Here is a 14,997-nt window from a genome sequence, read left to right as displayed (position 1 = left end):
GCTGGTAACCGATCAACGACGCGGCAAGAATTCCAGTGGGTCTACCGGTTTGCCCTGACGACGGATTTCAAAATGCAGCTTCACCCGGTCAGTCCCTGTGGACCCCATCTCGGCAATTGCTTGTCCTGCCTTGACCTGTTGCCCCTCCCGTACCAACAGCCTACGGTTGTGACCGTAAGCACTGACGTAGGTATCGCTGTGTTTGATGATCACTAACTCGCCGTAGCCCCTTAATCCACTTCCGGCGTAAACCACTGAACCATCAGACGCGGCTAAAACAGGCTGTCCCAAATCTCCGGCGATATCAATTCCTTTATTCAAACTACCGTTTGAAGAAAATTTACTGATTAATACACCACTGGTCGGCCATGCCCAGCCACTTGGAGAGCGGGCTCCCGCAACGACGGGCGTATTAACCGGTGTCGTGACAGGTGTAGTTGCCGGTTGCGCGGTACTACCTGAAGTTGAACCAACAGGACGTGTAATCACCGTGGTCTTGATTGAACCCGAAGGGGACGAACTTGAACTACCCGAGGTTGCAGGAGCAACGACAACCGGTGCGTTCGCTAGAGCGGCGGGGGCGGAACTGGATCGGCCGTCGAAGCGAATCGCCTGACCCACATGAATCGTATAAGGCTCGGGGATGTTGTTGCGGGCCGCCAGCGCTTTCCAGTCCCAGCCGTAGCGGAAGGCAATGGAAAACAGCGTATCGCCACGCTTGACCACGTATTGCCCGGTCGTGACGGGTTGACGGGTCGGCGCAGCGGGTTTGCTGTTGTTGCGGTCGACTACACGCACACCGCTGGACGGCGCGCTGGAGCAGCCAACCAAAAGGACACTCAGGGCAATGCCAATCACCAGACGTGGAAAACTTGTTGAAGACGTACGCTGCCGAATGACTGTGAGACTCACCCGCCACTCCCTTTACCGGTGACTGAATTAAAGCTGCCAATTGTGTCTTGATCGTGACCGGCAGCCACGGAAAAACAGGTTACAAAACCATTCACGACGATGCGCAGTGGCCAGGTGCAATGTCCATCGCAAATCGCCAGCCTGTAGACAGGCGGCGTCTTGCGGAATTCAGTGCAGCCGTAAATCGGTGACTACGCCAGAGGCCCGTTGAGCAAAGGCACGAAGCGTACAGCACCCAGCACATGCCGTGAAAAACCGTGCTCCTCCCGAATGATCAACATCAATTGCTGTACTTCGCCCGAACCGACCGGAATCACCAGCCGACCGCCAGGGGCCAGTTGATCCAGCAATGCCTGAGGTACGTCAGTCGCAACCGCAGTCACGATGATGCCGTTGTAAGGCGCCAATGCAGGCCATCCCTCCCAACCGTCCCCCCAACGAAACACCATGTTACGCAAGTTGAGTTCGGCCAGACGCTCCTTGGCGCGGTCCTGCAACACCTTGATGCGCTCGACCGAAAACACACGCTCGACCAATTGCGCCAGCACCGCCGTCTGGTAGCCGGAACCGGTTCCGATTTCCAGCACCTTGTCCAACGGACCCGCGGCCAGCAGCAGCTCGCTCATCCGCGCAACCATGTATGGCTGCGAGATGGTCTGGTTGTTGCCGATCGGCAGTGCGGTGTCTTCATAGGCGCGGTGTGCCAGCGCTTCGTCGACAAACAGGTGACGCGGCGTCTTGCGAATGACGTCGAGTACGTGGGTGTTACTGATCCCCTCCTCGTACAACCGCTGAATCAGGCGCTCGCGAGTACGCTGCGAGGTGAAGCCCACGCCACGTCGCAACAGGTCATCTTGTTCACGCGACATCAGGCCATTCCCTCCAGCCAAGCGTTCAGGCTTTTGAAACCGTCCTGATAGGTTCGATCCAACTGCAAGGGGGTGATCGACACATACCCTTGCATTACGGCATGAAAATCCGTTCCCGGACCGCCGTCCTCAGCGTCTCCAGCCGCCGCAATCCAATAACCGGCACGACCGCGGGGATCAACCACCCGGACCGGCGCGGCGGCACGGGTGCGATGCCCCAGGCGCGTCAATTGAATGCCGCGGACATGCTCAAGCGGCAGGTTCGGGATGTTGACATTCAAGACCGTGCGCGGTGGCAGGTCGAGTTGCTCATGGGCCTCGACCAGAAGCCGGGCGTAATGCGCGGCCGTCGCCAGGTTATCGACCTGACGCGACAGAAACGAAAAAGCGAATGACGGGCGTTGCAGGGACCGGCCTTCCAGCGCAGCGGCGACGGTGCCCGAATACAACACATCATCACCCAGGTTTGCACCCAGATTGATGCCTGACACGACCATGTCCGGCTCATGCTCCAACAGGCCATGAATGCCCAGATGCACGCAGTCGGTCGGGGTGCCGTTGAGGCTGATGAAACCGTTGTCCAGCCGATGAGGATGCAGTGGACGATCCAGTGTCAGCGAACTGCTGGCGCCACTTTTGTCCTGATCGGGTGCGATGACTGCGCACTCGGCGTAGTCCGCCAGCGCTCCGTGGAGCGCAGCGAGTCCGGGTGCCGAGACCCCATCATCATTTGAAATCAGAATACGCATGAGCTGTCCGTCTGTCCTGCGGGCGCCAGGTCGATGAGTTCACGCACCAGGGCGGTGGCGAAACAGCCGACGGGCAGGACGAATTCCAGTTGCAGAATGTCAGGCTCGGGATAATGCCACGACAACCGCCCAATGGGCAGTCGCAGGATGCGACGTTCGTGTTCCATTCCCGCCTTTATCAACCAGTTACAGAGCGAAGACTCGCGGCGGGCCAGGTTGTTTTCAAGCTCGGCGGTCGCGCCGGATGCCGGAGAATCGCCCTCTCCCCATTGAGGACCGGTCGGGTGCAGATCGAGGATCGCCAGACGCGGATCGCTGCACTCGGCCTCACCGGCCTGAAAGAAGCTGCGACTGTCGGTAAACGCCAGCAGATCGCCCACCTGAGCGCGCTGCCAACTGCCATCCGCCACCCGGGCAGCCAGCACTAGATTGAACAGGTAACTGCGAGCGGCAGACAGCAACCGAGAGCGCACATTGCGCTGCTCCGGTAGAGCCTGGCGCTCGGCGTATTGACGCGCCTCAACGACGTTGCCGCCGTTGAAACCGAAACGCTGGGCACCGAAGTAATTGGGAATACCGTACTGCTTGATGGCTTCGAGGCGCGCATCGAGCGCGGCCTTGTCTGCCTGCAATTGCGTCAGGCGCAGGGTAAAGCCGTTGGCGGCGTGGGCACCACGCTGTAATTTGCGTTTGTGGCGCTTTCTGTCGAGGATTTTCAGCGTATCGTTTTCGGCCGTCGACATGTCAGGATCGGCTTTGCCCGGCAACTGAATGCTGAACCATTGACGCGTCAACGCCTGACGGTCCTTCAATCCGGCATAGGCGACGGTGCGCAACGGCACACCAGCGGCCCTGGCCAGGCGCCTCGCAGCCTCTTCAGTATTCAAGCCACGCTTTTCGACCCACAGCCACAGGTGCTCGCCATCACCGGACAACGGGATGTCCAGCACTTCATCGACCTGAAAATCTTCGGCGGTGGCCTTGAGCACCGCAGTGCCCAGCGCATCGCCCCAGGCCCGAGGCCCCAACAGTTCGAATTCGGTCATGCGGCGATCAACAACGCAACGGCATGAACCGCGATGCCTTCTTCACGGCCAGTGAAACCCAGCTTCTCGGTGGTGGTGGCCTTGACGTTGACCTGGTCGAGTTCGACCTGAAGGTCTTCAGCGATCAATGCACGCATGGTGTCGATGTGAGGAGCCATTTTTGGGGCCTGAGCGACGATGGTGGCGTCGACGTTGCCGACTTTCCAGCCCTTGGCCCGCACTTGCTTGAGGACATGGCGCAGCAACACGCGGCTGTCAGCGCCCTTGAATTGGGGGTCGGTGTCAGGGAAATGCTTGCCGATGTCGCCCAGAGCAGCGGCGCCCAGCAAGGCATCGCTCAACGCGTGCAACAGGACATCGCCATCGGAATGTGCGAGCAAACCGAATTTGTGTGCGATGCGCACACCACCCAAGGTAATGAAATCGCCTTCAGCGAAACGGTGCACATCATAGCCGTGGCCAATACGCATAAAAAAACGCCCTGAAAAAGTCAGGGCGTGATTCTACCTGCTTTGTCTGACATTAGGACCTGCTGGCACTCAATTGAGAGTGAATGGCATTTCCTCAGCCCGCCAGCGCCACCGCGTGATAACGAAGGTGATCTTCGATGAAGCTCGCGATGAAGTAATAGCTGTGGTCATACCCCGGTTGCATGCGCAGCTCCAGGGGATGACCTGCCGCTTTGGTCGCCTGCACCAGCGCTTCGGGTTTGAGCTGATTGGCGAGGAAGTCATCACGGTCGCCCTGATCCACCAGCAACGGCAAGCGCTCAGTCGCCTCGGCGATCAACACGCTGGCATCCCACTCACGCCAGCGAGAGCGGTCTTCGCCCAGATAACGGGAAAACGCCTTCTGCCCCCACGGACAATCCATCGGGTTACTGATCGGTGAAAACGCCGACACCGACCGATAACGTCCCGGATTGCGCAAGGCACAAACCAGCGCGCCATGACCGCCCATCGAGTGACCACTGATACTGCGCTTGTCCGATGCCGGGAAGTGCGCCTCGATCAACGCAGGCAGTTCGCTGACCACGTAATCGTACATGCGATAGTGCCGCGCCCACGGCTGCTGGGTGGCATTGAGATAAAAGCCAGCCCCCAGGCCGAAGTCATAGGCGTTGTCCGGATCGCCCGGCACATCAGCACCGCGAGGACTGGTGTCCGGCGCAACGATGATCAACCCCAGTTCGGCGGCGATGCGTTGGGCACCGGCCTTCTGCATGAAGTTTTCATCAGTGCAGGTCAAGCCCGAGAGCCAATAGACCACGGGCAGCTTACCGCCTTGCTCAGCCTGCGGCGGCAGATATACCGCGAACACCATGTCACAACCCAGCACATCGGAATGATGCTTGTAACGTTTGTGCCAGCCACCAAAACTCTTCTGGCACGAAATATTCTCAAGACCCATGGTCGTTCCTCCCAGCGATCAGCTTCAAGCCGCAAGAGGTCTTGCAGCTGGCAGCTCGTGACTTGTCGCCGCTTTTTAGAAATGAATGACAGAACGAATGCTCTTGCCTTCGTGCATCAAATCAAAAGCTTCGTTGATCTTGTCCAGGCCCATGGTGTGGGTGATGAAGGTGTCCAGCGGGATCTCGCCCTTCTGCGCTTTTTCCACGTAGCTTGGCAACTCGGTGCGGCCTTTGACGCCACCGAACGCCGAACCGCGCCAGACGCGACCGGTGACCAACTGGAATGGACGGGTGGCGATTTCCTGACCGGCAGGTGCGACGCCGATGATGACCGACTCGCCCCAACCTTTGTGGCAGCACTCAAGCGCTGCGCGCATCAATTGCACGTTGCCGATGCACTCGAAGCTGTAATCCACGCCGCCATCGGTCAGTTCAACGATGACATCCTGAATCGGCTTGGTGTGGTCTTTCGGGTTGACGAAATCAGTGGCCCCCAGCTCACGGGCCACATCGAATTTCGACGGATTGATGTCGATGGCGATGATGCGCGAAGCCTTGGCCATTTTCGCGCCGATGATCGCGGCCAGGCCGATGCCCCCCAGACCGAAGATGGCAACAGTCGCGCCCTCTTCCACTTTGGCGGTGTTCAGCACCGCACCGATACCGGTGGTTACGCCGCAACCGAGCAGGCAGACCTTTTCCAGCGGGGCCTCTTTCGGGACTTTCGCCAAAGAGACTTCGGCCACAACGGTGTATTCAGAGAAGGTCGAGCAGCCCATGTAATGGTAAATCGGCTGGCCGTTGTAGCTGAAACGGGTGGTGCCGTCCGGCATCAGACCCTTGCCTTGGGTCGCGCGGACTTTCTGGCACAGGTTGGTCTTGCCGGATTTGCAGAATTTGCACTCGCGGCATTCGGCGGTGTAAAGCGGAATGACGTGGTCGCCCACCGCCACGGAGGTGACACCCTCACCTACCGCTTCAACGATGCCGCCACCTTCGTGACCGAGGATGCATGGGAAGACGCCTTCAGAGTCAGCACCGGACAGGGTGTAAGCGTCGGTGTGGCAAACGCCGGACGCCACAGTGCGGATCAGGACTTCGCCCGCCTTCGGCGCTTCGACATCCACTTCGACAATTTGCAGAGGCTCGTTAGGCGCGAAGGCAACGGCAGCACGTGACTTGATCATCAATCTTCTCCAACGGAATGAGTACGGAAATTCTGGGGAAGAGTGTAAAGCAGTGCCGTTTGATAAATAATCCAGGCAAAAGCAAAACATTAATGCTGTACAGGGATAATCGATGTACGCCAATCGCTGGGAAGGTCTGGATGAGTTCGTCGCCGTTGCCGAATGCGGTCAATTCACGGCGGCGGCGGAACGTCTGGGCGTGTCGTCCTCACATATCAGTCGGCAGATCGCCCGGCTCGAAGAACGCCTGCAAACCCGTCTGCTGTATCGCAGTACCCGGAAGGTGGCCTTGACCGAAGCGGGCCAGACCTTTCTTCACCATTGTCAGCGCCTGCAAGATGGTCGCGAAGAAGCCCTTCGCGCAGTGGGTGATTTGACCAGTGAGCCCAAGGGCTTGCTGCGCATGACCTGCGCCGTCGCCTACGGCGAGCGTTTCATCGCGCCGCTGGTGACGCGCTTCATGGACGAATACCCACAGCTACGCGTCGATATTGAGTTGACCAACAACACGCTGGACTTGGTGCATGAAGGAATGGATCTTGCGATACGCCTCGGCCGGTTGCAGGAATCCCGATTGGTAGCCACCCGCCTCGCCCCCCGCCGAATGTACCTGTGCGCATCACCTTCTTATATAGAGCGCTATGGCCGTCCCCACAGCCTGTCGGAACTCAACCGGCACAACTGCCTGATCGGCAGCTCGGACAGCTGGCTTTTGCAACAGAACAGCAAGGAGTTTTCCCAAAAAGTGCATGGAAACTGGCGCTGCAACAGTGGGCAAGCGGTGCTGGATGCTGCGCTACAGGGCATGGGGTTGTGTCAGTTGCCGGATTATTACGTGCTTGAACACCTGAAAAGCGGCGCGCTGATTTCTCTGCTGGATGCCCATCAGCCGCCTAACACGGCGGTCTGGGCGCTGTATCCACAGCAGCGGCATCTGTCACCGAAGGTGAGGAAGCTGGTGGATTATCTGAAGGTGGGGTTGGCGTTGCGGCCGGAGTACACATAGCCGCCCCGCCTCTGCCCGAAGGGGCGTAGAAGCAGGTCAGCGGTTCTGGACGCCCCGCCGCTGCCGCAACCACTCCAGGTCTTCTGGCCGGGTCACTTTGATGTTGTCGGCGCGGCCTTCGATCAGGCGTGGCGCTTGCCCTGCCCATTCGATGGCCGAAGCTTCGTCGGTGATCGAGACATTGGAGACCAGGCTGTCCGCCAACGCCCGATGCAGCGCGCCCAAGCGGAACATCTGCGGCGTGTAGGCCTGCCAGATCAGGCTGCGATCAACCGTTTCGCTCACCCGGCCATTGGCATCGGCCCGCTTGAGGGTGTCTTTGGCAGGCACCGCCAGCAATCCGCCCACGGGGTCATGCGCCAGTTCGCCCAGCAGGTTGTCCAGATCCGAACGCGCCAGGTTTGGCCGCGCCGCATCGTGCACCAGCACCCAATCATTATCATCGGCGCCACTGGCATGCAGATGGAGCAATGCATTGAGTACCGAGTCCGCCCGCTCTTTGCCGCCCGCGACGCGCTGGATTCGCGAGTCCAGTGCACAGGGCAAGGTGGGCCAGTAAGGGTCGTCCACAGCCAGACTGATCACCAAACCCTTGAGGCCGGGATGATCGAGAAAGCAAAGCAGGCTGTGTTCAAGAATCGTGAGGCCGCCCAGTTGCAGGTACTGCTTGGGACGGTCTGCCGCCATGCGAGCACCAACGCCCGCTGCGGGAATCACTGCCCAGAAGGCAGGAAGGGAGTGTGTCATTTACGCGAACGTCACTGTGCCAACTGATAGAGGGTCTCGCCGTCCTTGACCATGCCCAGCTCATGACGGGCACGCTCTTCAACGGTCTCCAGGCCTTTCTTCAGCTCCAGCACCTCCGCGTCTAGCACCCGGTTGCGCTCCAGCAGAGCATCGTTTTCGGCATGTTGATCGGCGATTTGCTGCGTCAGACTGGCCACCTGCGCAAGACTGCCATTACCCACCCATAGGCGATACTGCAAGCCCGCGAGCAGCAAGAGCAGAACGAGGAACAACCAGTTAGGACTGCGCATTGTGAATATCTGTTACCCGGTGGAGAACGACAGCAAAACCGACCATTTCAAATGCCCAAAAGCCCGGTGGTCACCGGGCTAATGGATCAGGACGCTGAGAAAACCCGCCTTTCGACGAAAACCCCTACAGCGCCTGCTGCCTTTTTACCATCTTGCAATCAGCCGCGAAACTCGGCGCGACCATTGTATTTGGCCTTGCCTGCCAATTGCTCTTCGATACGCAGCAACTGGTTGTACTTGGAAACGCGGTCGGAGCGGCACAGCGAACCGGTTTTGATCTGGCCTGCCGAGGTGCCCACTGCCAGGTCGGCGATGGTCGAATCTTCGGTTTCGCCCGAGCGGTGCGAGATGACGGCGGTGTAACCGGCTGCTTTGGCCATCTGAATGGCTTCCAGCGTTTCGGTCAGGGTGCCGATCTGGTTGAACTTGATCAGGATCGAGTTGGCGATCTTCTTGTCGATGCCTTCTTTCAGGATCTTGGTGTTGGTCACGAACAGGTCGTCGCCCACCAGCTGGATTTTTTCGCCGATCTTGTCCGTCAGGATTTTCCAACCTGCCCAGTCAGATTCGTCCAGACCGTCTTCGATGGAGATGATCGGGTATTGTTTGGTCAGGTCGGCCAGGTAATCGGCGAAACCAGCCGCGTCGAAGACTTTGCCTTCGCCGGACAGGTCGTATTTGCCGTCCTTGTAGAACTCGCTCGCGGCGCAGTCCAACGCCAGGGTCACGTCGGTGCCCAGTTTGTAACCGGCGTTGGCGACCGCTTCGGAGATGGCGGCCAGTGCGTCGGCGTTGGACGCCAGGTTAGGCGCGAACCCCCCTTCGTCGCCCACGGCGGTGTTCAGGCCTTTGGCCTTCAGCACGGCTTTGAGGTGATGGAAAATCTCGGTGCCCATGCGCAGACCATCGGCGAAGGTCTTGGCGCCCACTGGCTGAACCATGAATTCCTGGATGTCGACGTTGTTATCGGCGTGCTCGCCACCGTTGATGATGTTCATCATCGGAACCGGCATCGAGTAAACACCCGGCGTGCCGTTCAGGTTGGCGATGTGCGCGTACAACGGCAGATCCTGATCCTGTGCAGCGGCCTTGGCAGCAGCCAGAGACACGGCGAGGATGGCGTTTGCACCCAGCTTGGCCTTGTTCTCGGTACCGTCCAGCTCGATCATCGCGCGGTCCAGTGCCTTCTGGTCAACCGGGTCCTTGCCCAGCAGCAGGTCACGGATCGGGCCATTGATGTTGGCCACCGCTTTCAGAACGCCCTTGCCCATGTAACGGCTCTTGTCGCCATCACGCAGCTCAAGTGCTTCACGCGAGCCGGTGGAAGCACCGGACGGCGCGCAGGCACTGCCGATGATGCCGTTGTCGAGGAGCACATCTGCTTCCACGGTGGGATTGCCACGGGAGTCGAGAACTTCACGACCTTTGATGTCGACGATTTTTGCCATTGTTGTTAACACTCCAAGATTGACGAAAACGACGCAGCTGGGAAAAACGACTGGCGCCCCGGGCACTAGACAGCGGGCAGGCCCGAGATGACAGAAATTCCCGACCCGTTGGTCGGGAATGAAGCGAGCGGCACTGTACCGGAGGCAGCAGTGCCGGAAAAGCAGGTTTTAAGCCGTTTCGATCGCCGGGAAGGCCTTGACCAGATCATCGAGGGCCTTGAGCTGGGTCAGGAACGGCTCCAGCTTGTTCAGGCGCAGCGCGCACGGGCCATCGCATTTGGCATTGTCCGGGTCCGGATGCGCCTCAAGGAACAGGCCTGCCAGGCCCTGGCTCATGCCGGCCTTGGCCAGATCGGTCACTTGGGCACGACGACCACCAGCAGAATCCGCACGACCACCCGGCATTTGCAGCGCGTGGGTCACGTCGAAAAACACCGGGTATTCGAACGCTTTCATGATGCCGAAGCCGAGCATGTCCACGACGAGGTTGTTGTAGCCGAAGCTCGAACCACGCTCGCACAAGATCAACTGATCGTTGCCCGCTTCTTCACACTTGGCCAGGATGTGTTTCATTTCCTGAGGCGCGAGGAACTGGGCTTTCTTGATGTTGATCACGGCACCGGTCTTGGCCATCGCCACGACCAGATCGGTCTGACGCGACAGGAAGGCTGGCAACTGGATGATGTCGCAGACTTCCGCCACGGCTGCGGCCTGGTGAGGCTCATGCACGTCAGTGATCACCGGCACACCGAAGGTGCGCTTGATCTCTTCGAAAATGCGCATGCCCGCTTCCAGACCCGGACCGCGGTACGAGGTCACGGAAGAGCGGTTGGCTTTGTCGAAACTGGCCTTGAACACGTAAGGGATGCCCAGTTTCTGGGTCACCCGTACGTATTCCTCGCAAACCTGCATGGCCATGTCGCGCGATTCCAGGACATTCATGCCGCCGAACAGGACCATGGGCTTGTCGTTGGCAATATCAATGGAGCCTACGCGGATGGTTTTCTGTGCCATGTAATGAATTCCCGATCAGGCGTTCTTTTGGTGTTGAGCGAGCGCTGCCTTGACGAAGCCACTGAACAGCGGGTGACCGTCGCGAGGCGTGGAGGTGAACTCAGGGTGGAACTGGCAGGCCACGAACCATGGGTGGTCCAGCGACTCGACCACTTCGACCAGCGCGCCGTCACCGGAACGACCGGAAACCTTCAGACCGGCTTCGATCAGTTGCGGCAGCAGGTTGTTGTTCACTTCGTAGCGATGGCGGTGACGCTCGACGATGGTGTCGTTGCCGTAGCAATCGTGCACCAGAGAACCCCGCTCCAATTGGCATTCCTGCGCGCCAAGGCGCATGGTGCCGCCCAGATCGGAGGTTTCGGTACGGGTTTCGACCGCGCCGGTGGCATCCGCCCACTCGGTGATCAGGCCCACGACCGGGTGCGCACTGTTGCGCTCGAACTCGGTGGAGTTGGCATCTTTCCAGCCCACGACGTTACGCGCGAACTCGATGACCGCCACCTGCATGCCCAGGCAGATGCCCAGGTATGGAACCTTGTTCTCACGAGCGTATTGAACGGCTGTGATCTTGCCTTCGACGCCACGCAGACCGAAACCGCCCGGCACCAGAATCGCGTCAACGCCTTCCAGCAGGCCAGTGCCCTGATTCTCGATGTCTTCGGAATCGATGTAACGCAGGTTGACCTTGGTGCGGTTGGTGATGCCTGCGTGGCTCATCGCTTCGATCAGCGACTTGTACGCGTCCAGCAGTTCCATGTACTTGCCGACCATGGCGATGGTGACTTCGTGCTCAGGGTTGAGCTTGGCATCGACGACCTTCTCCCACTCGGAAAGGTCAGCGCCGCCGCATTGCAGGCCGAAACGCTCGACGACGAAATCGTCCAGACCCTGTGCATGCAGCACAGCCGGGATCTTGTAGATGGTGTCGACGTCTTCCAGCGAAATCACCGCACGCTCTTCGACGTTGGTGAACAGCGCGATCTTGCGACGCGACGACACATCCACGGGATGGTCGGAGCGGCAGATCAGCACGTCGGGTTGCAGGCCGATGGAGCGCAGCTCTTTTACCGAGTGCTGAGTGGGCTTGGTCTTGGTCTCGCCAGCGGTGGCGATGTACGGAACCAGCGTCAGGTGCATCAGCATCGCGCGCTTGGAACCGACTTCCACGCGCAGTTGGCGAATGGCTTCCAGGAACGGTTGCGACTCGATGTCGCCCACGGTGCCGCCGATTTCGACCAGTGCGACGTCAGCATCGCCGGCGCCCTTGATGATGCGACGCTTGATTTCGTCGGTGATGTGCGGGATCACCTGGATGGTCGCGCCCAGATAATCACCACGGCGCTCTTTGCGCAGGACGTGTTCGTACACACGGCCAGTGGTGAAGTTGTTGTTCTGGGTCATGGTGGTGCGAATGAAACGCTCGTAGTGACCCAGGTCCAGGTCGGTCTCGGCGCCGTCGTGGGTGACGAACACTTCACCGTGCTGGAACGGGCTCATGGTACCCGGGTCGACGTTGATGTAGGGGTCCAGCTTGAGCATGGTGACCTTAAGTCCCCTCGCCTCCAGGATGGCCGCCAATGAAGCCGAGGCAATGCCTTTCCCCAATGAAGAAACAACACCGCCCGTGACGAAGATGTAGCGCGTCATGAAAAACCCTAGAAGTCTGCGTTAAAGCGGTCAGAGCCGCCGGGGAAAGCGAAGGAAGGCCGAAGCCCCCGATGACCTGCGTGTTTCACAGTGCATTCCTGAAACTGCTGCGTTGAAAGCGACTGGCCGTATACGGACCTGTCCATTGCTCGCCACATTTTGAGAATCGCCCAGTAAAGACTGGCTGGTAATCGGCAACTTGTGTCGTTCCGAAAGGGCCGACATAAGCTGTATCAAGAAGGGAGCGTAGTCTACCGGAAACAGGCTCTCATCTCAAACTGTGGTCATTCGTCGGTGGCTGCCAGTGCAATCGCCAATCGCCACGGGGGTCTGCGTCGAGTCCGGGAAGATTGGCGACCGCCAGCAATTGCTCGCCGCGATAGAGCAGCGGCAATCGGCCGCGCAAAAACACAGGCACCCTTTTTTCGTTGAGTAGACGCTTGAGGTCGCGGCGACCGCGGTCCGGCACATCGAGCACTTCGCCGCCTTGACGATAGTGAACGTGAAGCCCGCCCCGAGGCACATCTCCGAGAATCTGCAACATCCCGTTGCCCGGCAGGTGCAGGGGCTGAGACGCGGTTGACCAGTGCTGCGAACCGGCGACGTCTTTCAACCAGATCCCCGACAGCCACCAGATGCGCCCCTCTGCCCTATGCAATTGCCCGTCGGCCAGCCGCCAGATCGGACGTCCCTCCAGGCCTGCATCACGCAGCGAATCCCAACCGGCCCAATGATCGCTGTCCGGCAGGCGGGTCAGCGGGCCGAGCCAGTGTCGCAACGCATTGCGTTGGCGCGCGGGGGATAACCCCTCCAAGGGGGCCAACTCCAGCGAGGGCAGATTCAGCCAAGGCCATGAGCAGGGAGTGTCCGCGAGCGACAGGTCCTGCACCGCCAGCTCTTCAAGCAACCCTTGCGCTTCTGCCAAATGCGCGGCGCTGCGCGTCATGCTGGCAGTCGCCTGAGGCCAGCGGGCGGTGAGCAGGGGCATGACATGATTACGCAGGTAATTGCGGGAAAAACGGCTGTCCTTGTTACTCGGGTCTTCAATCCAGCTCAGCCCTTCCTCCTGCGCATAACGTTCAAGCAACGCACGGGGCTCGTCCAGCAGCGGGCGGAACACATGCCCGTTGCCAAGAATTCGCTGCGCAGGCATCGCGGCCAAACCGCGCACTCCGGCACCGCGCAACAGGCGAAACATCAGAGTTTCGGCCTGATCGTCGCGGTGCTGTGCCGTCAACAGCACAGCACCGGATGGCAAGGCGTGTTCGAACGCCGCATAACGGGCATCCCGCGCGGCCTGTTCAAGGCTGGCGCCGGGCTGCACCTGAACGTCGATGACCTGCAATGGCACACCCAAAATCTGGCACATCTGGCGGCAATGCCCCGGCCACGACGCGGCAACGGCCTGCAACCCGTGATGGACGTGAATGGCAGTTAAGGGAGGAATGCGCTGACTCCGAGCCAGTTCGGCAAGCAGGTGCAGCAGGACGGTGGAATCAAGGCCACCCGAGAAGGCAATGCACCAACCGGTTGCGTCACGCCAAGGGGAAAGGCGTGACAGCAGCCGCTGGTTGAGCTCTTTCTTGAAATGGTCCGGTTTGCTCATGCTGGTAGACCCCGCGCTGGCTCACCGGACCTCGAAAGCTGGCTCCGGTTAGACGCCGTAACTCATCAGACGCTCGTAACGACGCGCCAGCAGTTCATCGTGACTGAACTTCTTGAGCATGGCCAACTGGCTGCTCAGTGCTTCACGAATCGAAGCGGAGGCCGCAGCCGGATCGCGGTGCGCACCACCCAGTGGCTCGCTGATCACTTTGTCAACGATACCCAGACCTTTCAGGCGCTCGGCAGTGATGCCCATGGCCTCAGCAGCATCCGGCGCCTTCTCGGCGGTTTTCCACAGAATCGACGCACAGCCTTCCGGCGAGATCACCGCATACGTGGAGTACTGCAGCATGTTTAACTGATCGCAAACACCGATGGCCAGCGCACCACCCGAACCGCCTTCTCCGATGACTGTGGCAATGATCGGAGTCTTCAGGCGCGCCATGACGCGCAGGTTCCAGGCAATCGCTTCGCTCTGGTTGCGCTCTTCAGCGTCGATGCCCGGGTAGGCGCCCGGTGTGTCGATGAAGGTCACGATCGGCATCTTGAAGCGCTCGGCCATTTCCATCAGACGGCAGGCTTTGCGATAGCCTTCAGGACGAGGCATGCCAAAATTGCGACGCACCTTTTCACGCACTTCACGGCCTTTCTGGTGACCGATCACCATGACAGGCTGATTGTCCAGACGGGCGATGCCACCGACGATGGCAGCGTCATCAGAGAAGTGTCGGTCGCCGTGCAGTTCGTCGAACTCGGTGAAGATGTGTTCGATGTAATCCAGCGTGTACGGACGACGCGGGTGACGCGCCATCCGCGCGATCTGCCAACTGGTCAGGTTGCCGAAAATGCTTTCGGTGAGCGTTTTGCTCTTATCTTGCAGTCGAGAGATTTCGTCGCTGATGTTCAGCGAGTTGTCATTGCCCACCAGACGCAGCTCTTCAATTTTGGCTTGCAGGTCAGCGATCGGCTGTTCGAAATCCAGAAAATTCGGGTTCATAGGCATCCGTCTTGGGTCGACGGCCAAGAGGCCGGCCGGTTGATCCGTAAGCGCCATACCTTAAAGGAG

15 protein-coding genes are annotated in these 14,997 nt (G+C 59.6%); 1 reads left to right on the top strand and 14 read right to left on the bottom strand.

The window, feature by feature from the left end; translation table 11 throughout:
• Positions 1-12: 12 nt before the first annotated feature.
• From ACI5GA_RS22560 to ACI5GA_RS22530, 7 genes are all read right to left on the bottom strand, one after another.
• The gene (locus ACI5GA_RS22560) at positions 13-912 is read right to left on the bottom strand and encodes a peptidoglycan DD-metalloendopeptidase family protein (RefSeq protein WP_421424312.1); all 900 of its coding nucleotides are present in this window, start codon (positions 910-912) and stop codon (positions 13-15) included.
• A 191-nt stretch (positions 913-1,103) separates the two neighbouring features.
• Positions 1,104-1,781, bottom strand: a complete 678-nt coding sequence (locus ACI5GA_RS22555) for a protein-L-isoaspartate(D-aspartate) O-methyltransferase (RefSeq protein ID WP_404638410.1) — start codon at positions 1,779-1,781, stop codon at positions 1,104-1,106.
• Positions 1,781-2,530 carry a 5'/3'-nucleotidase SurE gene (gene surE / locus ACI5GA_RS22550; protein ID WP_421424311.1) on the bottom strand — a complete coding sequence of 250 codons (750 nt, stop codon included), beginning with the start codon at positions 2,528-2,530 and terminating at the stop codon, positions 1,781-1,783. The genes ACI5GA_RS22555 and surE overlap by 1 nt, the downstream gene beginning before the upstream one ends.
• Complete coding sequence (gene truD, locus ACI5GA_RS22545; protein ID WP_404638406.1) at positions 2,518-3,576, bottom strand: tRNA pseudouridine(13) synthase TruD; 1,059 nt, start codon at positions 3,574-3,576, stop codon at positions 2,518-2,520. The genes surE and truD overlap by 13 nt, the downstream gene beginning before the upstream one ends.
• Entirely contained in the window at positions 3,573-4,046 is a 474-nt protein-coding gene (ispF, locus tag ACI5GA_RS22540; protein WP_404638404.1) for a 2-C-methyl-D-erythritol 2,4-cyclodiphosphate synthase, read from the bottom strand. The genes truD and ispF overlap by 4 nt, the downstream gene beginning before the upstream one ends.
• Positions 4,047-4,140: 94 nt before the next feature.
• Positions 4,141-4,986, bottom strand: a complete 846-nt coding sequence (gene fghA, locus ACI5GA_RS22535) for an S-formylglutathione hydrolase (protein ID WP_404638402.1) — start codon at positions 4,984-4,986, stop codon at positions 4,141-4,143.
• Between the two features lie 75 nt (positions 4,987-5,061).
• The gene (locus ACI5GA_RS22530; protein WP_404638400.1) at positions 5,062-6,174 is read right to left on the bottom strand and encodes an S-(hydroxymethyl)glutathione dehydrogenase/class III alcohol dehydrogenase; all 1,113 of its coding nucleotides are present in this window, start codon (positions 6,172-6,174) and stop codon (positions 5,062-5,064) included.
• Between the two features lie 112 nt (positions 6,175-6,286).
• On the opposite strand from ACI5GA_RS22530, the gene ACI5GA_RS22525 reads away from it, so the two are divergent.
• Positions 6,287-7,180, top strand: coding sequence for a LysR substrate-binding domain-containing protein (locus ACI5GA_RS22525; RefSeq protein ID WP_404638398.1), 894 nt, complete (start codon positions 6,287-6,289; stop codon positions 7,178-7,180).
• A gap of 36 nt (positions 7,181-7,216) precedes the next feature.
• Here the strand turns inward: ACI5GA_RS22525 and ispD are convergent, their stop codons facing one another.
• The 7 genes from ispD to accA form a co-directional block, all read right to left on the bottom strand.
• Positions 7,217-7,927 (bottom strand): 2-C-methyl-D-erythritol 4-phosphate cytidylyltransferase, encoded by a 711-nt coding sequence (ispD, locus tag ACI5GA_RS22520; RefSeq protein ID WP_404638396.1) that lies wholly within the window; start codon positions 7,925-7,927, stop codon positions 7,217-7,219.
• A gap of 11 nt (positions 7,928-7,938) precedes the next feature.
• Positions 7,939-8,217, bottom strand: coding sequence for a cell division protein FtsB (gene ftsB, locus ACI5GA_RS22515; RefSeq protein ID WP_074752716.1), 279 nt, complete (start codon positions 8,215-8,217; stop codon positions 7,939-7,941).
• Positions 8,218-8,375: 158 nt separating this feature from the next.
• The gene (eno, locus tag ACI5GA_RS22510; RefSeq protein ID WP_404638394.1) at positions 8,376-9,665 is read right to left on the bottom strand and encodes a phosphopyruvate hydratase; all 1,290 of its coding nucleotides are present in this window, start codon (positions 9,663-9,665) and stop codon (positions 8,376-8,378) included.
• 168 nt (positions 9,666-9,833) lie between these two features.
• Positions 9,834-10,679 (bottom strand): 3-deoxy-8-phosphooctulonate synthase, encoded by an 846-nt coding sequence (gene kdsA, locus ACI5GA_RS22505; RefSeq protein WP_404638392.1) that lies wholly within the window; start codon positions 10,677-10,679, stop codon positions 9,834-9,836.
• A 15-nt stretch (positions 10,680-10,694) separates the two neighbouring features.
• Positions 10,695-12,326 carry a CTP synthase gene (locus ACI5GA_RS22500; RefSeq protein WP_421424308.1) on the bottom strand — a complete coding sequence of 544 codons (1,632 nt, stop codon included), beginning with the start codon at positions 12,324-12,326 and terminating at the stop codon, positions 10,695-10,697.
• Positions 12,327-12,594: 268 nt separating this feature from the next.
• A complete protein-coding gene (tilS, locus tag ACI5GA_RS22495; protein ID WP_421424307.1) occupies positions 12,595-13,932 on the bottom strand; it encodes a tRNA lysidine(34) synthetase TilS in 1,338 nt (445 codons plus the stop codon).
• A gap of 48 nt (positions 13,933-13,980) precedes the next feature.
• Positions 13,981-14,928 (bottom strand): acetyl-CoA carboxylase carboxyl transferase subunit alpha, encoded by a 948-nt coding sequence (gene accA, locus ACI5GA_RS22490; RefSeq protein WP_404637532.1) that lies wholly within the window; start codon positions 14,926-14,928, stop codon positions 13,981-13,983.
• Between the last annotated feature and the right edge of the window lie 69 nt (positions 14,929-14,997).

It is taken from the genome of Pseudomonas sp. Pseu.R1, assembly GCF_045764065.1.
Taxonomy (GTDB): Bacteria; Pseudomonadota; Gammaproteobacteria; order Pseudomonadales; family Pseudomonadaceae; genus Aquipseudomonas.
Note: the sequence above shows the minus strand (reverse complement) of the source record. Positions and strands in the feature narration are given on the sequence as shown.